Source organism: Acinetobacter sp. ANC_7512, assembly GCF_056779935.1.
Genome location: NZ_JBWYIX010000007.1, coordinates 119731 through 145589, shown reverse-complemented (window position 1 = coordinate 145589; position 25859 = coordinate 119731). Strand labels below are relative to the sequence as shown.

18 protein-coding genes and 2 tRNA genes are annotated in these 25859 nt (G+C 40.2%); 13 read left to right on the top strand and 7 right to left on the bottom strand.

The genetic code is table 11. The features are described 5' to 3' along the window. The first annotated feature begins 66 nt into the window (after positions 1–66). The 3 genes from AC1M9H_RS08545 to AC1M9H_RS08535 all read left to right on the top strand — a co-directional run bounded on the left by AC1M9H_RS08545 (position 67) and on the right by AC1M9H_RS08535 (position 2371). Positions 67–981 carry an SMP-30/gluconolactonase/LRE family protein gene (locus AC1M9H_RS08545; RefSeq protein ID WP_481597552.1) on the top strand — a complete coding sequence of 305 codons (915 nt, stop codon included), beginning with the start codon at positions 67–69 and terminating at the stop codon, positions 979–981. A gap of 14 nt (positions 982–995) precedes the next feature. Then, a complete protein-coding gene (locus AC1M9H_RS08540) occupies positions 996–1796 on the top strand; it encodes an SDR family NAD(P)-dependent oxidoreductase (RefSeq protein WP_481597551.1) in 801 nt (266 codons plus the stop codon). A 92-nt stretch (positions 1797–1888) separates the two neighbouring features. Then, on the top strand, positions 1889–2371 hold the full coding sequence (locus AC1M9H_RS08535; protein WP_481597550.1) for a hypothetical protein: 483 nt from the start codon (positions 1889–1891) through the stop codon (positions 2369–2371). Positions 2372–2510: 139 nt separating this feature from the next. Here the strand turns inward: AC1M9H_RS08535 and AC1M9H_RS08530 are convergent, their stop codons facing one another. After that, entirely contained in the window at positions 2511–4163 is a 1653-nt protein-coding gene (locus AC1M9H_RS08530; protein WP_481613189.1) for an acyl-CoA dehydrogenase family protein, read from the bottom strand. A 151-nt stretch (positions 4164–4314) separates the two neighbouring features. After that, the gene (locus AC1M9H_RS08525) at positions 4315–5334 is read right to left on the bottom strand and encodes an AraC family transcriptional regulator (RefSeq protein ID WP_481613188.1); all 1020 of its coding nucleotides are present in this window, start codon (positions 5332–5334) and stop codon (positions 4315–4317) included. Between the two features lie 108 nt (positions 5335–5442). On the opposite strand from AC1M9H_RS08525, the gene AC1M9H_RS08520 reads away from it, so the two are divergent. Continuing rightward, positions 5443–7680, top strand: a complete 2238-nt coding sequence (locus tag AC1M9H_RS08520) for a fatty acid desaturase (protein ID WP_481613187.1) — start codon at positions 5443–5445, stop codon at positions 7678–7680. Between the two features lie 426 nt (positions 7681–8106). Beyond that, complete coding sequence (locus AC1M9H_RS08515) at positions 8107–9627, top strand: catalase (RefSeq protein WP_035264193.1); 1521 nt, start codon at positions 8107–8109, stop codon at positions 9625–9627. A 45-nt stretch (positions 9628–9672) separates the two neighbouring features. Here AC1M9H_RS08515 and AC1M9H_RS08510 read toward each other — a convergent pair whose 3' ends face one another. Further along, a complete protein-coding gene (locus AC1M9H_RS08510) occupies positions 9673–10794 on the bottom strand; it encodes an MBL fold metallo-hydrolase (protein ID WP_481613186.1) in 1122 nt (373 codons plus the stop codon). A gap of 681 nt (positions 10795–11475) precedes the next feature. On the opposite strand from AC1M9H_RS08510, the gene hcaR reads away from it, so the two are divergent. Continuing rightward, positions 11476–12381, top strand: coding sequence for a DNA-binding transcriptional regulator HcaR (gene hcaR, locus AC1M9H_RS08505; protein ID WP_481613185.1), 906 nt, complete (start codon positions 11476–11478; stop codon positions 12379–12381). Positions 12382–12425: 44 nt separating this feature from the next. On the opposite strand, the gene AC1M9H_RS08500 is transcribed toward hcaR, so the two are convergent. After that, positions 12426–13094, bottom strand: coding sequence for an HAD family hydrolase (locus tag AC1M9H_RS08500; RefSeq protein ID WP_481613184.1), 669 nt, complete (start codon positions 13092–13094; stop codon positions 12426–12428). Positions 13095–13220: 126 nt separating this feature from the next. Next, on the bottom strand, positions 13221–14186 hold the full coding sequence (locus tag AC1M9H_RS08495) for an RluA family pseudouridine synthase (RefSeq protein WP_035264199.1): 966 nt from the start codon (positions 14184–14186) through the stop codon (positions 13221–13223). A gap of 758 nt (positions 14187–14944) precedes the next feature. On the opposite strand from AC1M9H_RS08495, the gene AC1M9H_RS08490 reads away from it, so the two are divergent. The 4 genes from AC1M9H_RS08490 to AC1M9H_RS08475 all read left to right on the top strand — a co-directional run bounded on the left by AC1M9H_RS08490 (position 14945) and on the right by AC1M9H_RS08475 (position 20670). Then, positions 14945–18322, top strand: a complete 3378-nt coding sequence (locus AC1M9H_RS08490) for an Rne/Rng family ribonuclease (protein ID WP_481613183.1) — start codon at positions 14945–14947, stop codon at positions 18320–18322. A gap of 205 nt (positions 18323–18527) precedes the next feature. Next, positions 18528–20369, top strand: a complete 1842-nt coding sequence (locus AC1M9H_RS08485) for a long-chain-acyl-CoA synthetase (RefSeq protein WP_481613182.1) — start codon at positions 18528–18530, stop codon at positions 20367–20369. A 130-nt stretch (positions 20370–20499) separates the two neighbouring features. Beyond that, positions 20500–20575 (top strand) — tRNA-Lys (locus AC1M9H_RS08480). A gap of 19 nt (positions 20576–20594) precedes the next feature. Then, a tRNA-Lys gene (locus AC1M9H_RS08475) sits at positions 20595–20670 on the top strand. A 91-nt stretch (positions 20671–20761) separates the two neighbouring features. On the opposite strand, the gene AC1M9H_RS08470 is transcribed toward AC1M9H_RS08475, so the two are convergent. Beyond that, positions 20762–21373: a hypothetical protein gene (locus AC1M9H_RS08470; RefSeq protein WP_481613181.1), complete on the bottom strand. Its 612-nt coding sequence runs from the start codon at positions 21371–21373 to the stop codon at positions 20762–20764. A 270-nt stretch (positions 21374–21643) separates the two neighbouring features. On the opposite strand from AC1M9H_RS08470, the gene AC1M9H_RS08465 reads away from it, so the two are divergent. From AC1M9H_RS08465 to AC1M9H_RS08455, 3 genes are all read left to right on the top strand, one after another. Then, positions 21644–21907, top strand: a complete 264-nt coding sequence (locus AC1M9H_RS08465) for a PspC domain-containing protein (RefSeq protein WP_481613180.1) — start codon at positions 21644–21646, stop codon at positions 21905–21907. Positions 21908–22054: 147 nt separating this feature from the next. Further along, positions 22055–22837, top strand: a complete 783-nt coding sequence (locus AC1M9H_RS08460; RefSeq protein ID WP_481613179.1) for a sulfite exporter TauE/SafE family protein — start codon at positions 22055–22057, stop codon at positions 22835–22837. Positions 22838–22934: 97 nt separating this feature from the next. Beyond that, positions 22935–24344 carry an SLC13 family permease gene (locus AC1M9H_RS08455; protein WP_481613178.1) on the top strand — a complete coding sequence of 470 codons (1410 nt, stop codon included), beginning with the start codon at positions 22935–22937 and terminating at the stop codon, positions 24342–24344. A gap of 74 nt (positions 24345–24418) precedes the next feature. On the opposite strand, the gene AC1M9H_RS08450 is transcribed toward AC1M9H_RS08455, so the two are convergent. After that, positions 24419–25645: a hypothetical protein gene (locus AC1M9H_RS08450; protein ID WP_481596196.1), complete on the bottom strand. Its 1227-nt coding sequence runs from the start codon at positions 25643–25645 to the stop codon at positions 24419–24421. Positions 25646–25859: the final 214 nt, after the last annotated feature.

The following is a 25859-nucleotide window of genomic DNA, read 5'->3' as shown; positions in this document are numbered from 1 at the left end:
CTTCCTATTGCTGAGCCATTCAATGCACTCAGCACAACATGACAAAAATAAATACAGGAGCACAAGATGGAATTTAAAGTATTTGCTGAGGATTTGGCCTTTCCTGAAGGTCCAGTGGCACTAAACGATGGCTCAGTAATCGTGGTTGAACTGAAAAGCCAACAGCTCAAACGACTCTATCCAAATGGTGAACAACAGGTGCTCGCGCAAGTTCAAGGAGCACCAAATGGCGCAGCCTTGGGGCCCAACAATACACTTTACATTGCCAACAACGGCGGAATGTCTTGGGAAGAACATGAGGGTTTGATTGCCCCAGGCCCACAGCCTCAAGACTACATTGGCGGGCGAATTCAGACAGTGTCTGCAACAGGTGAGGTGAAAGATTTATATACCCGTTATGAGGATGGTCCAATTTTGGCACCCAACGATCTCATCATGGATGGTCAGGGCGGTTTTTATTTCACTGATCATGGACAGCGCCGTGAACATGATATGGATTTAGGGGCTCTAAGTTATGGACAACTAGATGGAACCTTAGTGAAACGTTTGGTTAGTCCTTTGTTCACCCCAAATGGTGTAGGTCTTTCACCCGATGGCACACGTGTTTATATCGCAGAAACCATTACAGGTCGCATTTGGTGGTGGGAAGTCACAGGCGTTGGTGAACTCAATCTTAAAAAAGGTGCACAGTTACTGATCGGCTTAGGTGACTTTACTTTCCTAGACTCGCTGGCGGTTGATGCGGAAGGTAATGTCAGTGTGGCAACCATGCCAAAAGGCGGAATTACCACCATCTCCCCTGAAGGTAAAATCATTGATTTTGTGGAAGTCCCCGTAAAAGACCCAACAGTGACCAATATCTGTTTTGGTGGTGCAGATTTGAAAACAGCCTATATCACAGCTTCAGCGACAGGTCGCTTATATGAGGTTCAATGGCCTAGAAAAGGCTTAAAGCTCCCATTCTCTAATAGCTTAATTTAAATAGGACAAGAACAATGAAAACTCAACAATTTGAAAATAAGATCGTGCTTGTCACAGGCGCCAGTTCAGGTATTGGTAAAGCTGCAGCCTTGGAATATGCCAAACGTGGCGCAACCGTGATTGGTGTGGCACGTAATGAAAAAGCTGGTGCAGCACTGGAGCAAGAAGCACAGGCTGCACAGCTTAAGGTTGATTTCTTTAAAGCCGATGTCAGTGATGAACAAGACGTTGAATCATTAATTTCGTATATTGAACAACATTATGGTCATTTAGATATTGCGTTTAACAATGCAGGCATCTCGGGAGTTCACGCACCGATTGTCAATGCAGAAAAGAAAGACTGGGATCACATTATCTCAGTCAATTTAACCAGTAATTTTTTACTGATGCGTGCAGAAGTCCGCCTAATGCTGAAAAAAGGTAATCAAGGCGCCATTGTGAATACATCATCCATTGGTGGCTTAACTGGTGCTTCGAATTTGGCAGCTTATGCCGCGTCAAAAGCAGGATTGATTGGTCTCAGTAAAGTCGTGGCGATGGAGTATGCACGTTTAGGTATTCGGGTGAATGTCGTGGTACCCGGCTATACCATTACTCCAATGACTGATAAAACTGCCACCATTATTTCCAACTTTGAGGAACATTCTCGAGAAGCTACCCCAATGCATCGCGGTGCAGATCCACTCGAAGTCGCACATCTTGCACTATGGCTCAGTTCAGATGAAGCCTCTTTCGTCACAGGACAAGTTGTTGCTGCCGATGGAGGTTACCTCCTCAACGGTATGCCATTGGCGGAAAAACCAACCGTCTCTTAAACCACACTTCATTCACGAATAAATCCACAGGTTCAGCCGATTCAATGGCTGAACCCTCTCCCCACTCAGACTTTAAAAAGAAGGAATTGATCATGAGTCATCTACAAAATACTGTTTTTGCTGAACATCTAATTTCAGGACCATATGAACGTGTGTTTTTAGCACCAGGCCAAGAACAACAATACATTCGAAATTACTTGGATTTTTTTGATGGCGAAGTGGAATACGTGTTCCGTCTCGCTGAATATCACAACCTGCTGGTTGTAGGTTTAAAGTCTATTTTAGGACATGTCTCACTGGTGGTGATTGAACCTGAAAAGTTAGCAACCCTGCCTGATTTTATTCAAGACACCAAAATCATGTTTGTGGTGGATGATATTGAAGCGGTATACCGTAAAGCTGAGAAAAATAATATTCCTGTCCTACAAAAACGGACTGAAAATATTATGGGTGCACAAGGTCGTTTAGAACTTGCGCCCGGTTATATTATCGAACTCGCGGAAGCGACCAATGAATCGTTATTTCACCCTGATTTAACGAGCTTAGGTTTAGCTGAAGCACATGCCTTACAATGACCTTAAGGAAATCATCAACAAGAAATGATGTCTTGCACATTGAAAGCCCGAAACCTGTGACAGCAGTGCTTCGGGCGATCTTTATGTAGTTGAAAGAACTACTAAATCAATCACTATACTGAGCCAAACTGCTTTATCTTTATGCACTTGCTAGTACACGTTGTAATATCTTGTCTACATCCACATCTTGCGCATCAAGCATTCCCACCACTTGACCATGAAATTTTTGATAACGCGTCGCAATAAAAGCATTGGCAATAAAATCTGGCGCATAACGTTTCAACAATACTGCTTGAGAGAGCACAACCAAACGACTGACTAAGCTTCTCCCCATAAATTGTAAATAATCAGGTTCCTGATGAAATAATCTAAACAGTCCCTGCAACTCTTCATTAAGTATTTTGTCTTGACTTGCAGTAGATACTAAATCTTTAAATAAATGCTCGATTGATTCAGGATCACGTGAAATAGCACGAAGCACATCGAGACACATGACATTACCTGACCCTTCCCAAATAGTGTTCACAGGTGCTTCTTTAAAGAGACGAGCCATGATGCCATGTTCAACGTAGCCATTGCCACCGAAAACCTCCATCATTTCACCAGTCATTTCTACTGCTCTTTTACAGATCCAAAATTTTGCTGCTGGTGTCATGATACGTTTCCATGCCAAACAAAGTTCGCTGTCATGTTCATAACAATGAGCCAAATGAAAACTCAACTGCACTGCCGCTTCAGTTTCTAAAGCAAGATCTGTGAGCACAGACCGCATTAATGGCTGCTCAATGAGTCTCTTACCAAATGCTTGACGTTGACGAGTATAGGCAATGCTTTGTACTAGGGCCTGACGCATAATGCCACTTGAACCTACCGCACACGTTAATCGGGTATAGTTCGCCATTTCAATAATCGTCGGAATGCCGCGTCCAGCCTCCCCCATCATAATGCCCCAAGCTTCTTTAAATTCGACCTCAGAGCTGGAATTGCTGCGATTTCCAACCTTCTCTTTGAGCCGTTGAATATGAATCGCATTTTTTGTGCCATCTTCCAACCAACGCGGAACAAAGAAACACGCCAATCCATCATGCTCAGTTTTAGCAACAACCAAATGTGCATCGCACATAGGTGCTGAAAAAAACCATTTATGCCCAGTTAGTAAATAGGATTGCCCTCTTCCAGACTGCCCAACTGGAACAGCTGTCGTTTCATTAGCACGCACATCAGAACCTCCCTGCTTTTCAGTCATGCCCATTCCAATCCAAATCGATTTTTTCTGAGCAATTGGTAAATCGCGTTCATCATATTCAGTGGATAAAAGTTTATCTCCTAGCTTTTTCCACAGCTCAGGTTCTTTTTGAATCAATGGAATGCTGCCCAAGGTCATTGAATTTGGACATAAGTTTCCACACTCCACTTGACCACTGAGGAAGAATTTTGCTGCCCAATCCACCCAACCAGATTCTTGAGTGAAATTTAGAAAAGGATGTGCATGAACCGCATATTTACGATTTAACGCCATCCATTTGTGCCATGAAGGATGAAATTCAACAAAATCTGCCCGTCTACCTCGAGCATCAAAACTATGTAAAATAGGAGGATGTTTATTGGCAAGATCAGCATGGTGATAAAAGCTTTCACAACCTACGACTGCTCCAAATTCACTTAAATGGACTGAGTTTCTACTGCCATAACGCTGTAAGATTTCTTGTAAGATTGGATCTGTTGTATATAGATTGTAATCTTGAAGCTCATCAAATTGATTATGTATTTGATGTGTCATCCATGCCGACATAAACGCACCCTCTTTGGAATTTTTATCTATAACTTGATTATTTATATTATCGAGTATAGCTTTTGAAAGTAGATTATCTAGTGCAAATGATGACCTGAATTGTCATTAAATTTTTATTAACGTCTTAATATGATCTCAGTATTGTGTTCTGCTATTGTTGCATCATCTTTCGATATTTTGCTGGTGGCATACCCTTACAGCGCTTGAATGCTCTAGAAAAAACAGATACTTCCGCATAACCCAACCGTTCAGAAATTTGATCTATTGTGAGATCAGTACCCAGCAATAAATCATCTGCCAAATCCTCACGTAAATTTTTAACCAATTGGTGAAACGTAATCCCTTCATTGGCTAAATTGCGCTGAATGGTACGAATATTGACAGCTAAAGCTTTGGATATATCTTCAATCGTCGGCATTTGGGATGCATTCTTTAATAAAAACTCGCGTATTTTTTTACTATAGTCCCCTAAGCTTTTTCGGCGTCGAAATACATGCTCACACTCTTTTTGGTAACGCATAAAAGTGAAGTCATCAGCTTGACGCAATGGGGTAAGCAACAATTCAGATTGAATCGTGATTCGACTTTGTGGTTTCTCATAAAAAATAGGATAACCAGTTAATTCTTCTATCTGATTTGCATAGCAAGGCTTGGTCATCGCTAAATCTATCTGAAATGGTAATTGAGCACCAAGAATGTCATTTTGAAGTGTGATGATGGTCGCAATATCTCTTTCTAAAATAAATAATTGCATATCAGCACTTAGGTCATGATGAAATAAATTTAAATGTGTAAATTCACCATCTTCTTGCAAAGCCACATCAGAAAAAATTGCGCCTAATTTCAGATATCGTATCGCGATCAGCAACGCTTCTCTGACATTGGCACTACTTAAAATTGCAAATCCCCAAGCCCCTAATGTGGTGGTGTGATGTCGAAGCCCAGCTTCGAGCGCAATGGGATGTTCATCAGAGATTAGATTCAGAATATTTCTGATGATCTGTAATTCATTTCGCTCTTGGATTTCAAAATTTTCTTGATAAAGATCCTGTTTCGTCAGTTGTGTATTTTCTAGGCATTGCTCAAAAGTAATACCGTAGCTTTCTGCAACATGACATAGTACCCGAGCTGTATTCGCTTCCCTTAAAAACTTCCATGAATTAAGCATCATTATTCGCGTTTTTATTTGTCATCTAATGTCAAATTTAACTGTTTAATTATCATTCTACAAGTGAATTCAATCTCTTATATTCATAAATAAAAGAAAATGGAATTTTTTATGAACATGTATGCCAATCTTGCTGAGGAACAGCAAAGCCTGGTCAATGAACTCACGGCGTTATATCAAAAAACCAAAGCCGAGATGAACGACCAAGATATTGATCATATTCGAAATGTTGCTGCATATTCAAAGGCTATAAAATTACGCAGTGAGCAACTTATTCGTGAATGTATAAGTTTAGAATCTTGGGGACGGGGCATTATTCTGGGTTGTTTACACACCCTACTCGAATTTTCAGAGCTCGGTCATAACATCATGCACGGAAGTTATGATCACCTCCCCCAAGCAACCGAGTTTCATTCAGAACGCTGGGTATGGGACTTTGTGACTGATCCTCGTGAATGGCGCGTCATGCATCATCAAAATCATCATCCATTTACCAACATCGTTGGCAAAGATCATGATTTAGGGTATTCCTTTTTAAGAAGCTTGGCAGGTCAAAGCTGGTACGGGCATCACAGTGTTCAATTGCTGATTTACAGTGCGCTGATGATCACTCCATCCTACTATTTCACACTCTATACAGCCACATCAGCAGCACGTACAGAAGGTCGAAAGATCCTTTCCAAAGAAACCTTTACTCAATCACTTCGTCTCATAAAAGCTCATGCTCAAAAACAGTTTATTGAAGCACCAGTCGCTGCAAAATGGTCAAAAAAATTACCTGTTTTTATCGGAAATTATCTTACAACAACGATAGGCTATGGTTTTTTACTTCATATCCTCTTCTTAGAACATCACGCTGAAAATTTGGAGCTTTATTCAGATCCTGGACCTGATGAGACGCAAGAAGAATATTTCATACGACAGATTAAAAGTACCACCAATTTTATCCCATATGCACCGCTGGATCAGTTTCTCAAAAAAATCCTTGATGATGAGGTCCCGTATCCAAATCCACCTCCATTTGAAATCTTTTATGGCGGATTAGATACACATCTTGAGCATCATTTATTTCCAGATTTAGCATGTAATCGTCAAAGACAAATCAAAGCTGTAGTACGTAGTATTTGTGAAAAATATCATTTGCCTTATCACAATTCACCCATGGAAAAGCTGATTCCAGCGATACCGCTCAGCCTCATTAAAAGAACTCTACCTTTTGGTAATCAAGAAAAAAATAACCCTTTCAAATTACTCATTCGACCAAAAGAATTATTAAAACGTATCAAACGAGGAATTCAATATCAGCCACCCTCAACCATGACATATTTACACAAGCCACAGTTCTATAATGCGTCGACAAAAGTTATACAAGTCGAAATACAGCTTAATGGTCAAGTCAAAACACTCAAAATGAGCAAGCCTCAAGGCTGGGAACATTTAAAATGGCAGGCAGGTGCATTTATTTCATTAAGCTTTGAAATAAATGGGCAAACTTATATTCGTCAATACAGCTTATTGCATGAAAGCCAAAGCGCAGATGGCTATTTTGAAATAGCAGTGAAACGTACACCTGCGGGCATCGTTTCTCACTATATTCATGATCATGTTCCTGTAAATACAGAGGTGACGATTGTAAGTCCACCACAATCTACACCTGATTTTGTTTTAGACACCCTCCCGCCGAAGTTAATCTTTATCGCAGCAGGAGTCGGTATTACACCAATTTTAAGTATGTTAAGAAAATATCAGCGTATCGAAAGTAAAGCTGAAGCTCATTTGTTTTACTTTAACCATGATGAAAATTCTATTTTGTTTGAAAATGAGATTCGTCAAATCGCGAAGTATTCAAATTTGAATGTTCACTTCATCTGCTCCAAAGTTCAGAACGAGTCGACATCTGATTTACGACAAGGACGTTTTAGTCTTGAAATTTTCCAACCTTATATTAGAGATTTTAAATGCCAACACGTATATGCCTGCGCCCCTCAAGCATTAATCGATTCTGCTCGCCAACAACTTATTCAAGCAGGCGTTAAAGCAGCAGCATTTCACACAGAAAATTTTAAACCTGCTCCTCTCAGTTTTGAGTCTGATGGTGTTACACGTCGAGTGATTTTCAAAAAAAGTAATAAAAGTATCGATATTGAAGGGAATGTCACTTTACTTGAAGCCGCGCGTTGGGCTGGACTAAAACTGCCAAGCGGTTGTCGACAAGGTTTATGCAAAGCCTGTGTATGCACTAAATTGGAAGGTCAAACTCAATTAGAAGTTAATTCATCCACTATTCAACATCGCATTACCCTATGCAACACTGTGGCTCGCTCACCAATCATTGTGCTTGATGTTTAACAAAGATTCTTAAGTTAATCGCCGTCATGAAGTAATCATGCAATGCTTCATGACAGTAAGATTCAAACACTTAAACAACCAAACTTATGATTCATATCCAAAAATTACACAACCAAAACCTTACTGTAAATCATCGTTAAATCCTTTTAACTTGAACCAAATATTCTATTGGTGAATATTCAAATAAACCCTTAATTTATATGAGGGTAATTGGAATTTTATTTACAAATTAAACACTCCAATTGAACGCATCATGATTTATGATGAATTTGTAAACTCAATAAAACACACATTCTTGTCACAATGTTGCTTTAGAATGATCGAACAAAACGGTTCATGTCTCTGATATTGGAGGCGCTAGAACTTATAAAAGTGAATGCTCAGCCAACCATCAAGAAAGGCATATATTATAAATGGAGAATGAATATGAGCGATGACTCAAAAAAATGTCCTGTCACCCACTTAACAACTGATGCTGGTGCTCCTGTAGTAGACAACCAAAACAGTATGACAGCAGGTGCACGTGGTCCTTTACTTGCACAAGATTTATGGCTGAATGAAAAATTAGGCAACTTCGTTCGTGAAGTGATTCCTGAGCGTCGTATGCACGCGAAAGGTTCTGGGGCATTTGGTACCTTCACTGTTACCCATGATATTACGCAATATACTCGCGCTAAATTATTCTCTGAAATCGGTAAAAAAACCGATATTTTTGTGCGCTTCTCTACAGTTGCTGGCGAACGTGGTGCAGCAGATGCTGAACGTGATATCCGCGGTTTCGCAATGAAATTCTACACTGAAGAAGGTAACTGGGATTTAGTAGGTAATAACACTCCAGTTTTCTTCTTACGTGATGCGCGTAAGTTCCCTGACTTAAACAAAGCAGTTAAACGCGATCCTAAAACCAACAAACGTAGTGCAACCAACAACTGGGATTTTTGGACTTTACTTCCAGAAGCATTACATCAAGTGACGATTGTCATGTCAGACCGAGGTATCCCAGATGGTTACCGTCACATGCATGGTTTTGGTAGCCATACCTTCAGTTTCATTAATGCCAACAACGAACGCTTCTGGGTTAAATTCCATATGCGCACGCAACAAGGCATTAAGAATTTAACTGATGCAGAAGCTGAAGCGATTATTGCGAAAGATCGCGAAAGTTCTCAAACTGACTTATTTGATGCGATTGAACGTGGTGATTTCCCGAAATGGAAAATGTACGTCCAAATCATGCCTGAGTTAGATGCAGAGAAAGTTCCATATCACCCATTTGACTTAACCAAAGTATGGCCTAAAGGGGACTATCCTTTGATCGAAGTCGGTGAATTCGAACTTAATCGTAACCCTGAAAACTACTTCCAAGACGTAGAACAAGCTGCCTTTGCTCCAAGTAACTTAGTGCCAGGCATCAGCTTCTCACCTGACCGTATGCTTCAAGCACGTCTGTTCAACTATGCAGATGCTGCACGCTACCGTGTTGGTGTTAACCATTATCAAATTCCAGTGAATGCACCGCGTTGCCCTGTTCACTCAAATCGTCGCGATGGTCAAGGTCGTACTGATGGTAACTATGGTGCTTTGCCACACTATGAACCAAATAGTTTCAGCCAATGGCAGGAACAGCCACAATATAAAGAGCCACCATTAAAAATTTCTGGTGCGGCAGATTTCTGGGATTACCGCGAAGATGATAATGACTATTTCAGTCAACCACGCGCATTATTCAATCTCATGAATGATCAGCAAAAACAGGCTTTATTTGACAATACAGCCGCAGCAATGGGCGATGCATTAGATTTCATTAAGTATCGTCATATTCGTAACTGCTATGCTTGTGACCCAGCATATGGCGAGGGTGTTGCAAAAGCATTAGGCATGACCGTAGCTGATGCACAGGCTGCACGTGCAACTGACCCAGCACAAGGAAATCCTGGCTTACTTTAATTAATATCTCCATAAAAAACCGCTGTTATCAGCGGTTTTTTTTATTCAAACAATTAGTTTTTTACCTTCCCGAATACAATAAAACGGACTGATAAATTTAGATGCATTTTTCATCGCTTGGTGCAGATCCAACTCAGGTTGATTCCGATCTTCATCTGTTAACTGAAAAGTACGATAGTGAATCGCTAATGAACGTTTTGCGTGTAAATCTTTATGTGCTTGGAATGCATCAGCAGGATTCATATGTAGATATTGCATCAATACTCTTGGTTCATATGCACCGATTGGCAGTAAAGCAATCCTTGGTGCACCTAAGCGCTGGTGAATCTCTTTAAAATGTTGTGCATAGCCTGTATCACCAGCAAAGTAACAATGCCCATGCTCAGATAAAATTGAAAAACCACCCCATAATGCAAGGTTTTGATCACGAAGCCCTCGACCAGAACCATGTTGGGCAGGTGTGTAGACAATTTTAAAATCTTTGAATAAGGCAGACTGCCACCAATCCATCTCAATCACATGAAATGCTTTCGGCAAATAGGCTGCATTTCCTAGACCTGTATAGATCGGCATAGCAAATTTTTGATGTAGCCAATTCAAACTCGCTAAATCCATATGATCATAGTGATTATGACTGAGTAATACTGCGTGAATCTGTGGTAAATCTTCAAGTGCAATCCCTGCAGGGATAACACGTTTCGGTCCACTCCCGTGCTTTGGGCTTACATAATCCGCCCATACAGGGTCGGTTAAGAAGTTATATGGACCAATTTGAATTAAAACCGTAGCATGACCAACAAACCATACTTGCCAATCTTCTAAATCTGCATGCGGACGAGCCTCAGGCTTAGCACGTTTGGTTTGAATAAAGTCCTGTTTCTCTTTCGCGAAATCACCTTGCCAGGTAAAGCTTTTACGAGCCATCAACCATTTATATAAATTCCATTGGTTGAGCTGTGCAGGACGTGGTTCCTGATTAACGAATCTTTGTCCGTTATGGTGATCCAGTGAAACCAATTTAAGTTTTGGTTTAAACCACACATGCCGAATACAATCTTCAGTCTTTAGTTGATAGTGCAGATTAGAATTCTGCGGCTTCCGTCCAACAACAAGTGTAGACTCTGGATTACTCGAAGTCGTCGTTGGAATATCAGTCAAATTAGACATAATAAATGTAAGCACCTCAAACCGAAGCGATTTTGAAATAGTTGATTATTCAGTTATATAAATAGATTATGTTCATCATCTATTCGCATTTTTAAATTATGTTTTTAAAAGATACACTGTTCGTGTTTCATTTAAGACAACATCAATCTCAATTCCCATGAAGTGGTTATAATTTCATCAATAAATTGTGAAATAGACCACCAATCATCCCTCTATTATTCATCATATACAACTCAGACTTTCTTTTTGTTTATGATTTTGTTGTTTTTTTCTGATTTTTGATGTTTTTTTAATCACCCACAGAAATCTTAAATAGAGGAAGTTAAATTTTGTTTAGGATGTGACTTAACGCTGAACAACTGATCTCCCAAAGCTTCAACGTACTTTTCTCTACATTATTATTTTTCATAGACTTAAAGCCGAAACAATTGGTTTCAACTTTAATAGATACAATCTTTTCTAAACCTATACAAATCAGTCACTCATTCGCGATGAGAGTTCGATCTTGAAATGTAGAATTTCTATCTAAGTAAGAAATTAAATGCATGTGAATTTTGAAATACAAAAAAATGCTTCATTCACTAAGTAAATACCAAAATACATCTACTTATTGATCAATTTCACTTATACTCATCTTTAGCAACATTAAGACATTTTTTAGATTATTCTCTGGAAGGCTATATGGAATTACGGCATTTGCGCTATTTTATTACAGTTGCAGAAGAGCTTAATTTTAGCAAAGCTGCACTTAAGCTCTACACAGCACAGCCTTCACTCAGCCAACAAATCAAAGATTTAGAAGAAGATGTTGGTGTGCGTTTACTAAATCGTACCAAACGAAAAGTTGAATTGACCGAAGAAGGCGCTGTGTTTCTGGAACAGGCGAGACTCACCATTGCTCAAGCAGAAAAAGCAATTAATATGGCGCGCCAAGTGTCTAAAGCAAAACAAAAAATGCTACGCATTGGTTTTGTGCCAGTTGCAGAAATGAAAATCTTTCCTTATGTATTACCTAACTTACGTGTTCAAAATCCCGAATTAAAAATTGAATTACAAAGCTTAAATAATATTGAGCAATTCAAAGGCATACAGAAAGGTGAATTGGACATTACTTTTACTCGTCAACGTTTAGATTCTGAAGAGATCGAGAGTCGCTTTGTACTCCGTGAGCCTTTAGTTTTTATTCTGCCTAAAGATCACCCTTTGGCAAAGTACGATCGTATTCCTGTAAAAGCGCTTGATGGCATTGATTTTGTGATCCCTTCAGATGAGCAATCTAAAACCTTACATGACACCATTATAGGCTTTGCTGAACAAAATGGCGTTTCTTTTAAAATTGTTCAAAAAGCTGACAATATCTTGTTTAACATTAACTCTATTGGTATTGGCTTAGGGTGTACGATTCTTCCTGGCTATATTGTGCCACTTCTCTTGGAAAATAGTGTGACTCGACCACTCGATGTAGAGCTACCTTCGCTCGATCTCTTTGTAAGTTATCGCAAAAATGCCACTGGTATTGCTGTGCAAAAATTTATGGAGTTACTCTCAAAAGTCTTTTATTTAGACTTTAATCAAAGTTCAACGTGAATAAAAAACCCGCTGAATCAAGCGGGTTTTTTATTCACTGTGCTTTAACACGCAACAGACTGTTTGATCACATGTTTTAAAAATTGATGTAACTCATCAATGGAATCAACAACCGCAAGGGGATCATATTGCTGTAATACCTCAGGTAGATGAACGCCATACGTCACCCCTACACTTGGCATACGAATATTCAATGCCATTTCAAGATCGTATGAAGTATCTCCTACCATTATCGCTTGATCTGCATTAAAACCAGTTTCGGCTAAAATTTCAGCCAACATCAACGGATCTGGTTTTGATTTTGTTTCACTGGCTGCACGTGTAGCTGAAAACAAACTCACACTCTGAGTTTGCCCCAGTACTCGATCTAGCCCCTTACGACTTTTTCCTGTCGCAACAGCCAAATGAATCCCTGATTCTTTGAGATCATGCAACATTTCAGCCACACCATCAAACCAACGATCATGTTTCGAGTGCTCAACATAATGCGCTGAATAAGACTGTAAAATTGCCTCGTGTAAATCAGGAACCTGAGGAAATAAAACCTGCGCAACTTCAGGTAATCCTAAGCCAATAATGCTTTTAGCATCCTCATCAGTTAAAGGTTGATTAAATTGTTTGGCGGCAAATTTTAAGCTTTTAACAATTTGACCCACTGAATCAAATAAGGTGCCATCCCAATCAAAAATAATGAGTTTTACCGCTGATGTCATATTTTGTATCCTAATTTTGATCGGGTGGATGCCATTTAAATATCATATTGACATATTAAGATCTCATCGTTGCATGACCTCGTCATGACACAATGATTCAATCCTTACACAACCACTGAGACGCACTCAGTCTTGTTGAGACTGCACTACAGGTTTATCCGCTTTTTGTGCGCGAAGTTGTGCAACCAAGCTTTGCATATCCTCAGGCAATGGAGCTTCAATTACTGGATATCCAGGGATCTCTAAGCGCATTGCATGTAAACATAAACGGCGTGGTTTAGGTCCACGATATTCCGTCTCATGCCCGTACTTTTCATCACCCACCAAGGGATGGCCGATACTGAGTCCATGTACACGAATTTGATGTGTACGACCAGAAAGCGGTGACGCATACACAAGTGATGCATGCATGAAGCGTTCTGCTACCTTCCATTGGGTTTTTGAAGGTTTTCCTTCTTTAGATACACGTACTCGACGTTCACCATTGGCTAACTCATAGCGATGTAATGGTGCATCGATTAATTGTGAATCTAGTGTTACTTGGCCTTTCACCACAGCAGCATAAGTTTTTTGAATTTTGTGTTCACGAAGCATATCTTGAAGTGTTTTTAACACGCTACGCTTTTTAGAAATCATCACCAAGCCTGAAGTATCTCGGTCAATACGATGGATCAGTTCTAAATATTTTTTCCCTGTCGCTGCGCGTAAGCCTTCAATTAAGCCATACGCCACACCACTTCCACCGTGCACCGCAATCCCAGAAGGTTTGTTCACCACTAAAAGACCTTCATCTTCATAAACCACACGGCTTAACAAGCCCTGCGCGACTTTGTCTGATACTGGAGCTTGAGATTCATCTTTTTGTTCATAACGAATCGGTGCAACACGGATTTGATCACCAATATTTAATTTGGTTTCCGCTTTCACACGCTTTTTGTTGACCCGCACCTGACCTTCACGAATTAAACGATAGATTCGACTTTTCGGTACTCCTTTAAGACGAGCGAATAGAAAATTGTCGATGCGTTGCCCCAATTGGTGCTCATCCACTTCAAACCAAGTGACGCTTTGCCATTCTTGCGTAGAATTCATACAGTTACGTTGACCTAAAAAAATACTAAATTCGATTAAAAACTGATCATTTAGACTACCCAATTGACTAGAAATGTCTGTGTAGCCCATAGGCAGATGATCTAAGGTTTGCTATAGTCAGCGCACGGATACCGCCGTAAGTGAACATTTGTTTAGAGATTTCAAAATTTTGAAATTCAAACTAAATTCTTGTTTAGCATAAACTCGGAATGGTCCCAAAAGAATATGCCAACGCCGAAGGCTTATTATATCGGCAAAAAGACAAACTGTTGCGTTTAATTGTGCTTTTGCACATAAATCAGTTTGTTTAAAAAAATATGTCGCCAACAAATTATGTTGGTTTTTAAACGTTAACTGATACACATCAGAATGGTCGCAACCTGATTTCTCATTCAGGCTATAACGTTAGATGCATTGGATCTGCACAATTTGTAAAGATACGACGATAATTCCGTATCAAGACACTCTATCAAAAAATTGAAGAGATGATCTTCGAGCAATGTGACAGTGAAAGTAACGAACATCCAATGCACCGTTAGTCCGCCAGTGAATGTTCAGGCTTCTTTAATCAGTGACAGGATTAAAGCCGTATTGCCATCATCAATACGTGAATCAAAATACCGAAGCCCATCAATAAAGGCCGGTAATACACTTAGATCAATCTAATTATGGTGATCTAGGAATTGATCCATGCGGGTTGATGTTCGCTACGTAAATCGCGATGTTTTGCTTGTGTATCACTATTAGGTGTTACACCCATGAAACGTATGTTGATCAATGCAACACATGCCGAAGAAGTTCGCGTTGCACTCATCACTGGTCACCGTCTTTACGATTTCGATTTAGAAAATCGTACTCGTGAACAAAAGAAAGCCAATATCTACAAAGGTCATGTGACTCGCGTTGAGCCATCTCTTGAAGCTGTGTTTGTAGAATATGGTGCAGGCCGTCAAGGCTTCCTTTCAATGCGTGAAATCGCAAACTCATATTACAAAGCTGACCCTCGTCAAACTTCAAACATTCGTGAGTTAATCACTGAAGGTACTGAACTTTTAGTTCAAGTTGAAAAAGAGGAACGTGGCAACAAAGGCGCTGCTCTCTCAACTTTTATTTCCCTTGCTGGTCGTTACTTGGTCTTAATGCCAAACAACCCGAAAGGTGGTGGTATTAGTCGTCAAATTTCTGGTTCAGTTCGTGAAGAATTGAAAGAAATGTTGGCGTCTTTAAATGTACCTCGTGGGATGAGCGTGATTGTACGTACTGCAGGGATCGGTCGCTCACAAGAAGAGCTTCAACTTGATCTTCAGCACCTTCTCGATCTTTGGGCACGCATCCAAAGTACAGCAAATTCTGGCCCTTCTCCAATGTTGGTTCATCAGGAAGCTGGTGTAGTTACTCGTGCAATTCGCGACTATTTACGTGATGATGTTGCAGAAATTTTAATTGATTCTGAACAAGCTTATAACGAAGCCTATAACTTTGTTAAAGCCGTGATGCCGAACCAATTAGACAAGTTAAAAACATATACTTTGAATGAGCCTTTATTTGCTCATTTTGGTATCGAAAGTCAAATTCAAACAGCTTACGAGCGTGAAGTGAAACTTCCTTCTGGTGGTTCAATTGTCATTGACCAAACAGAAGCATTGGTTTCGATCGATATTAACTCTGCAAAATCTACTCGTGGTCACGATGTAGAGGAAACTGCGCTTAGTACTAACTTAGAAGCAGCAGAAGAGATCGCTCGCCAACTTCGCTTACGTGATATCGGTGGTCTGGTCGTGATTGACTTCATTGATATGACCAAAGAACGTAATCAACGTATGGTTGAAGCGAAACTGCGTGAATCAACTCAAAGTGATCGTGCACGTATCCAGTTCGGTCAATTGTCTCGTTTCGGCTTAATGGAAATGAGTCGCCAACGTTTACGTCCTTCTTTAGAAGAAGCGACTGGCTATGTATGTCCACGTTGTCATGGCACAGGTATGGTTCGTGACTTACGCTCTCTTTCACTTTCGATCATGCGTAAAGTTGAAGAAATTGCACTTCGTGAGCGTCAAGGTGAAGTTCAAGTAGAAGTTCCTGTTGAAATTGCAGCATTCCTTCTCAATGAAAAACGTCATAGCCTCGTGTATTTGGAGCAAACTTCAAATGTACGTGTGACTGTACTCCCACACCCGCATTTAGAAACGCCACATTACGAAATCTCGTATAATCCGGAAGGCTTTGCACCAACCAGCTATGAACGTACTGAAGCGACTCGTTCTAGTGAAAAAGAGTTGGGTTATGAGTCTTCAGAATGGCACTTAGAAGAAGAGCATACAGCTCCACCTACGCATGCCCCTGTAACGCAGGAAAAAGGCAATAAGCGTCATAAAAATAACCAAAATGCTACACAACCTGCGGTAGCGCAAAAAACTGCCCCAGCAGTAGCTGCTCCAGCAACTAGCCCATGCGCATGGTTAGAAAATCTGTTTGTTCAAAAACAAGCGAGTACGATTGATCAATCTCGTACAGCCAATTCTGCAGCGGCTGCAATTGAACAAATGGTGAACGGTGGTGCCGTAAGTCGTGGTCAATTCGGTCAAATTGCACCTGTGACACCTGTGGCAATTGAAGCATCTGCACCAGTTGAAACAAATGCGTATATTTCACATACGCCTGTTGCGAAAAATGATACACGCGACCAAGAACGTCAAGCTGAAAAAGACGAGCGTCCACAACGTCATAACAAGAAAAATCGCAATAAGCAACGTGACACACGCGAAGTTAACGCAGATCAACATGTGATTGAAGAAGTTGTACAGGCACCTCGCCATGAACAACGTCAAGACAATCGTCATGAGTCACGCAATGAAAACCGTCATGAGCAACGCCAAGAACAGCGTGATCAGAAACGTCATCAAAAGCGCCCTCAACAAAACGAGACAGCTTTCGAAGCACAAACTGAACAAGCTGTGCCACGTCGTGACCGTAATGCACAACGTCCACAACGTCCAAATCGTCACCGCGATCAAAGTGTATTAAATCAAGAGCAATCTTCAGCACCTGTTGCTCCAGAAGCTCAAGTTAAAGTTGATTTAATTGATGTACCTCGTAATGATGAGCTTAAAACAGCGTTAGTGGTTAATGTTGATCAAGCACAAAGTGAGATTGTTGCATTAACGCCTGAAGTAGCAGCACCTGTAGCAACTGCTCCAGCACCTGTTGTGACAGACGCTGAAGTGTCAGCACCTCAAGTGGAAATTACAGTTGATGAACCTGTCATTGAAGCTGAGGTTAAACCTCAACAAGCACCACAACGTGCAAGTAACGACCCACGTCAACGTCGTCGTAACAAGCATCAACATGACCAGAAAGCAAAATCAGATGCGCCGAAGCTTCGCCCTTCACAAGTGCCAGCTTTAGCACAACATACGGTTTTAAGTTTAATTCAACATGTTTATGGTGCGGATTGCTCTGTATTGATTGAGCAGTTTGGATTAATTCCAACCTTCAATCGCGCATTGCAAAAGTTCACTGAACAGTATGCAGCGAGTTTAAATACTCAATCTGCTGAACCTGCTACTGAGAAAAAACCAGTAACACGTGATGTCGCTGTTCAACAAGCTCCAGCTGAAAAAGAGCCTGCACCTGTGTTGGACTTAACACCTCCAAAACCAGTGTCTGATAAGCGTGTTGCAAACGATCCACGTGAGCGTCGTCGTCTTGCAAAACTTGCAGCAGAGCAAGCAAAACAAGCGCGCCTTGAAGAAGTTGCAGCACTAGAAGCCGTGAAAGTTGAAGCACCTGTTACGGATGCTCCACAAGCAGCTGATGCAACATCTGAAGTTGCACATCAAGAAACAGCAACACAGACAGCTGAAGTGACTCAATCTGAAGTGAAGACTGAAGAAAAAGTTCAAACTTCTTCACAACAGCAACCTGAAGAAAAATCTTCTGAATCAACTGAAGTTGCGTCTACAGAAGCAGAAACTGCGAAAGTTGAAGTGGCGGAAGTTGCCGTAAATGCTGAAGATAAATCTGCACAAGCTGAAGCAGATAAGGATGATGCAGAACAGCAGGAAGAAGATAAACCTGTTCGTCCTCGTCGCCCTCGTGGTCGCCCACCAAAAAAAGTAACACCATCAGCTGAGTAATTTGCTTAAACTACATTAGCTTTTGACAAACCTAGTCATTACGGTGGCTAGGTTTTTTTGTTATGGTCTTTAAAGTTTTGACTGAAAAATCCTGTTCAGAATTGATCAATTTTTCAAAATGGATAAGATATTCAGTGACAAAACCAAGTAAAAAACTTGCGAAAAATTAAAGACTAAACGGAATATCACAAAAAATAGGACCAGTATGAGCCAGACTTATCAAAACGATCTCATTGGAATCAAAGACGTAGCAGCACGACTCCCACATTTGGTCACGAAGTTGCCAAATATTCTTGTCGGGCTCAAACAGGCTTATTTACGTACCCCTAAAACGCCAGCAGGTCTTGCCCTCGCTTTTGAGCGTGCAGCGCAAAAAAATCCTCAAGGTATTGCGCTGTTATGTGAAGATCAGAAATATACCTACCAACAATTAAATGATTGGGCAAACCAAATTGCACACTACTACATCGCTAAGGGTGCAAAAAAAGGTGATGTGATTGCGGTCATTGTTGAAAACCGTAGTGAACTTATTGCCACCGTCATTGGTCTTGCAAAAATTGGGGTTGTTTCAGCGCTCGTCAATACGTCTCAAACAGGTAAGGTACTTACCCATAGTATTAATTTGGTCAAACCAATCGGTGTAATTGTCGGTGAAGAATGCCGTGAAGCTGTAGATGAAGTACGAGAACAACTGACTGTCGCAAAAGATAAGCTCTATTGGTTGGCTGATCAAAATACACGCCAAAATGCTGGTCAAGCACCTGAAGGCTATCATAATCTTGCACAAGAAATTTTATCTGAATCTAAAGATAATCTAGCTGAAACACATAAGGTGACTGGTGCTGACGGCTTATTCTATATTTATACGTCTGGTACAACAGGTTTACCAAAAGCCGTAGTCTTTACCAATAGTCGTTGGATGTTAGCGTATGGCACATATGGTCATGTCCTCAATCTAAATAAAGATGACGTTATGTATGTCACTTTACCGCTTTATCATGCTACAGGCATGGTGGTGTGCTGGTGTGGTGTAATTGCTGGTAGTTCGACGCTAGCGATTCGTCGTAAGTTCTCAACCTCTTCTTTTTGGAAAGATGTTCAAAAATTTAATGCTTCAGCAATTGGCTATGTTGGTGAGCTATGTCGCTATCTTCTAGATGCACCTGAATCACACCAAGATCGCAATCATCGCGTCACCAAGATGATTGGTAACGGCATGCGTCCAAATATTTGGGATAAATTTAAAAATCGCTTTGGCATTGAAGAAGTGCTCGAACTTTATGCTTCAAGTGAAGGTAATGTCGGCTTTTCCAATATTTTAAACTTCGATAATACCGTAGGTTTCTCTCCTATTCCTTATGCCATCATCCAATATGACAAGGAAAAGGAAGCCCCTATTCGTGATGCAAAAGGTCATTGTATTAAAGTCAAAAAAGGTGAAACAGGCTTATTGATTGGTAAAATTACCAATCGCTCGCCATTTGATGGTTATACCGATCCAGAAAAGAATAAATCCTCGATCATGCATGATGTTTTTACCAAAGGAGATTCTTATTTCATCACAGGTGACCTCGTGCGAGATATCGGGTGCCGCCATGCTCAATTTGTTGACCGTCTCGGTGATACCTTCCGCTGGAAAGGTGAGAATGTCTCTACAACTGAAGTTGAAAATATTTGTAGTGATTATGAAAAGATCACAGAAGCAGTGGTATACGGCGTTGAGATTCCAAATACTAACGGTCGTGCAGGTATGGCAGCCATCACTTTAGCAGAAGGTGCTGAACTAAATGAGCAAGATTTATCCGATATGGCTCAGTTCTTTAAGAAGTCTTTGCCAAGCTATGCGGTTCCAGTGTTCTTACGTGTACAGAAAACACTCGAAACCACAGGAACATTTAAATATCAAAAGAGTAAGTTAAAGGAAGAAGCTTATTTTCCAGACAAAACTTCAGATCGTATTTTGGTTTTATTACCAAATGAAGATGCATATTGCGATTTAAATGAAGAGATTCTGAAAAATATTGAACAGTATAAATATCGTTTTTAAGCTAAAATCGATTGTTTTTTGGCTAGAAAACACGAAATTGTGTCATTTCTAGCCAAACGTAACAAAGTTTTATATTTTTTACTTGCGCTACTCAAATAACTTGCTAAAATACGCAACATCAAAACGAGATGGGTCGTTAGCTCAGTTGGTAGAGCAGCGGACTTTTAATCCGTTGGTCCCGCGTTCGAGTCGCGGACGACCCACCACTTATTTTGAAACCCCTATGGGTCGTTAGCTCAGTTGGTAGAGCAGCGGACTTTTAATCCGTTGGTCCCGCGTTCGAGTCGCGGACGACCCACCAGATTCTTAAAAAAGCCTTTCATCTTGAAAGGCTTTTTTATTGCCTGCAATATAATACAAGCTACCCTCATAGAGGATCAATTCTTATATCTTCAAAGCTTTTGACGTTGCAAAGTATATGCACGTGACGGAAGCGGATTGTCTTTAAAGAAAGTTTGGTTCACTTCCGTTGCATTGGCAATTTTATCAAGATCCATGACCATATTACCCTGCTCATCCAAATCGTAAAAAAACTGAACCCCACTCTCTCTCAAAATAATGATTTGATGGTGATGCGGATCATACAACCAACGATCTTGGCGATATTGACGTTGCGTTGTAAATTCAACCTTACCACGATGCATAAAAATACGATGAGCTGTGCCATCAGCCAATAAATTGATAATAAACTCAGCTTCACCCTTATCACAACGAGCAAAGCCATCATCACATTGCATGGTGGTTTGGTAGCGACCTACAAATTTCTGCCATTCTTTAGCAACAGACTGCGGTGTTGTATCCGCATTCTCTTGAACTGGAGGCCGTGCCTTACCTGCGACATTCGTTAATGAGTTAGAAGACTCAGGCGTATGCGACTCCTGAATTTGGTTGATGTGTTCAATGTGTGGCGATTCATTCTGGCTACATCCTGCAAGTGCAATATTCATGATGGCGATAATGCTGAACGTTGAGATTGAATGAACTTTAAAATTTAAATTCATCATTTTATATCTTGAGCCATTTGATAAATTGCGATGTATAAAAATATTATCCTTATAAAATAGGGATATACAAGTATTAGCATGTTCTGTCTAATTATCCAGAACCTATACCACATCAAGGTTTTATCTTTTTCATTACATAAAATTACGATATTTTTTGAATAATCTCCTTTAAATCTAAAAATTATTCTCCATATAAAATATATAGACAAATGTTAAAGAGAAATTGCGAAGTCTATTTCATGACTATTTTAGGTTCTAAAGGAGAACTCAATGGCCAATGTTGGTTTATATCGCTCAAACCGCTCTAACATGATTGCTGGTGTGATGGGCGGTATTGCTGAACGTTTTGGTTGGAATGCGAATTTATTACGAATTATTTTTGTTCTAGTGTCAGTGATGAGCGCTGCATTTCCAGGAATTTTAGTGTACTTAGTGCTTTGGTTAGTGATGCCAAAAAATAAATTTCAGCACGAACATTCAAATACTTATGATCGTCCAATGCGCACTGTACATCAGGACAGATCTCCGCTTTAACTTGAGTTTACCCTCAATCACCCACACAACCTCGGGTGAGTTTTTCAACACGATAATTTCCCCCAATTATCGTGTTTTTTTTATTCTCATTTTGCATCTTTCTCAAAATAGCGCTAACTTGAACAAAACAATAAATATGGACAATCAATGGCACAGTCGGAGTGGATGGTATTGTGGCTATGCGCACTGGCCGCATTATTACATGGCCTGAGCGGTTTCGGCTTTCCCATGATGAGTACCGCTGTACTCTCTACTCAACTCCCGCTCAGCCTCGCTGTCACTTTGGTCATTCTTCCCTGCCTCATTTTAAATTTAATTCTGTTAACTGCCCACCCTCAGTATTCAATATGTCAGAGCATTCAACACTACAGCATAAGATTTTCCCCCCTTATTCTAAGTAGCTTAGTTGGCAGTCTGCTTGGGGTGAAACTTTTATTGTGGCTCAATGAAGGTTATTTAAAGCTTTTACTTGGCATGGTGATGGTACTGTATGTGATTGATCAATTACGACAACATTCATTCATCGTCAGCCCGTCAATGCTCAATATGCTGATATTCGGTCTGTTAGCAGGCATTATCGGTGGTGCTACCAATGCAATGGCACCATTTCTAATGATGTATTTACTCAGCTGTCAGCTGAGTAAAACCGATATTGTGATCGTGAGTAATTTAAGCTTTATCGCCAGCAAATTGATACAACTCCTTCTACTTTACCCAATTTTGGTCAATATTGATGAGCATCAACAACTTTTAGTCATGTTGATCTGTGTTTTTGCAATATTTGGGGTATGGATCGGAGGATGGATCAGGCAACATATCTCTCAACAGTTTTTTAAAAATACAGTATTGATCCTATTACTTTTGCTCGGCATTCAAGCCCTGTGGCAAAGCTATAATTTATTAGAACAATCGATTTCATTGTTTAAATAGTATATTTTGAAAAGTGATAAGGATATTCATTCTTCAGAATTAAGAAGTTTAATACATGCAACTATAAAACCTATAGCGACATTCAAAAGGAGCGAATATGACGGAACAACTCGCGACCCCAACCAACATGATGCCAAAAGGGCTCATCAAAGGTTGGGTGTTGATACTGATCGCCGCTTTTATTTCTTATGGACTCTATCAAGTCTTACCCTATGATGAAAACGCCAATAAAGGGTTGGCATTACTTTGCTTTATCGGCATTTTATGGCTGACTGAGGCCATCCATATCACGATTACCGCCCTATTGGTACCCGTACTCGCGGTTCTTCTCACGATGCCTATGGCTAAAGGCGATGAGCTTATACCAATCACAACACAAGTGGCATTAGCTACATTTGCAGATCCTGTGATTTTTTTATTTTTTGGTGGCTTCGCATTAGCGACCGCGCTGCATATTCAAAAGCTCGATAAAAAAATTGCGATGTGGATCATCTCTATGTCTGGTGGTCATCTCGGCATCTCTGTAATAGCGATTTTTGCTGTAACAGCACTTTTATCTATGTGGATTTCAAATACGGCGACTGCAGCAATGATGCTTCCACTTGCCCTTGGTTTACTTTCACATTTAGATGTCAGTCGAGATCGAAAAACATTTGTTTTTATCCTGTTAGGTATTGCCTATTCTGCAAGTATTGGTGGCTTAGGGACCATGGTTGGCTCTCCACCAAATGCAATCGCGGCTAAGGCTTTAGACTATGATTTTGCAGATTGGATGAAAATCGGTTTACCGATGATGCTGCTCATTTTACCTGCCATGCTCTTGAGTCTCTATCTGGTACTTAGACCTAAGCTCAACCATAAAGTCCAATTTGTGACTGAGGATATCCCTTGGACAGGCACTCGAATTGCAACAATGATATTGTTTGTCTGCACAGCTATCGCTTGGATCTTCAGTAAAAAGCTCACCGATACTTTTGGTATCACTCAACCTGATACCTGGATTGCTGTGTTAGCAGCATGCTTGGTCGTGATTATCGGTACTGCAACATGGAAACAAGTCGCTGAAAATACGGATTGGGGCGTTTTATTTTTATTTGGCGGTGGTTTAACCCTCAGTGCAATTTTAAAAGATTCAGGCAGTTCATTGGTGCTTGGTCAAACCCTAGCCAATGCCTTTGGTGATGCCTCCCCACTCCTCATTATTTTCGTCGTTGCTACGTTCATTATCTTCTTGACTGAATTCACCAGTAACACTGCATCTGCTGCACTGTTAGTACCAGTCTTTGCAGCGATTGCCGATCAAATGGGTATGCCCAAGGAAATTTTAGTTATTGTGATCGGCATTGGTGCTTCTTGTGCATTTATGCTTCCTGTTGCGACACCACCAAATGCCATCGTATTTGGTACCGGACATATTCAACAGTCTGAAATGATGAAAGTCGGATTCGTCCTGAATATAATGTGTATTTTCATTGTGTCACTATTTATCTATTGGTTCTTTAGCTAATTTAAAAAATGTTCAAAAAAGAAAAAAGCACGATATCGTGCTTTTTTCTTGTCGATTCAAAGCCAGTCTTTTATTTATTTTGCAACACCCAACCAAGTGAATTTTTGTGGTACGGCATCTAGCTTGATACTGCGTTCAATCTTGGCCGATTTCAAATCAATCTCATGAATCTGTTTCGTCACCACATTATTGATGAAAACACGATCTTGCTGACCATGTGCAATCAGCGCTGCCTTCTCTATCGCTTCTGAACCTTGCTCAATCACTTGAATACGATGTTTCACTGTCCAAGACTCAGTATCTAAAATCACCAATTGCCCCAATGAATCGAGTATCACGAAATAATCGCCAGATTGGCTATACGTCTGCTGAAGACGTTTCACATTGGTATCTTTCTCAGTCCATGGAATTTGTTGAACCAACTTATTTGCACCATTGATAATGAATAAATCAGGTGTAGCGGATGCCAATCCAACTAGCTCTTGCGCATTGGCTTGGCCAACGACTGTACCAATACGAACGTCCAACTTAATCTTCGAGTCTTTAAAAAGACCTGCAACACCATGCTCGACAAGCAATACGCCGTCTTCACAGCCAAATGCACTATAACCTTTAACCGATGAAGCCCCGTGCAAACCTGGACACGTATTTTCTAAATTATTTTGACCATGGAAATGATCACCATGCAGTTCGTAATTTCTCACCACACTTGCTAATGTTTCGCCTGATCCTGAATATGAACTCAATACATACTCACCCAACGGTTCAGCTACACCATGATGTTTAAATGGCAGCTTTTGCGATGCCACATTTTTTGAAGCGATTCCTGCATCTGTAAATACATCAAATTTTGATGTTTCAGTCTCGCTACCATCATAAAAAATAGCAGCCTGACCATTAAAATTCCGATAATGCGTAGGTGCAGCACCATTGAGTTGGAAGTTCAATAACTGAGGTGAAGCAGTTCCCTTATCACTTAAACCGCTGTCATAAAAATTAACAGTGCCACCAACTCGATCCATCAAGATGCCATAACGTGAACTGGGACTGCTATGTAACGCAAATGGCATCGTCTTCAGTTGTTTAACATCGATGACTTTTTGCTGTTCTAAATCGAATAAACTCAATTCTGGTCGATCGACTTGATCATTGATGATCAAAAGTCTCCCCTCTTGATTTACCACAGTTGTTGGTTTTTCAGGCGGATTATTCTGATTTGATTTGTTGTTATCACTACCACCACAAGCTGTCAGTAAAATAGCTGAAAGCAAAATGCTGATCTTTGGTAATTGGTTTTTCATGGAGATCATCTCTTATTATGACAATACATTACACTTGAAATGTTATAACATAACATTTATAACATAGTGATACAGAGATTCAAAGATTTATTCATTATCTCAGATGAAATATCTCCACTGAAAAGCCAAAAGTTAAAGTAAAAATGAAATCAACTGAGGTTGATTTCCTGCCATCTGATTAAAAACTTCAACATGTAGGCAAGAACACTACAGA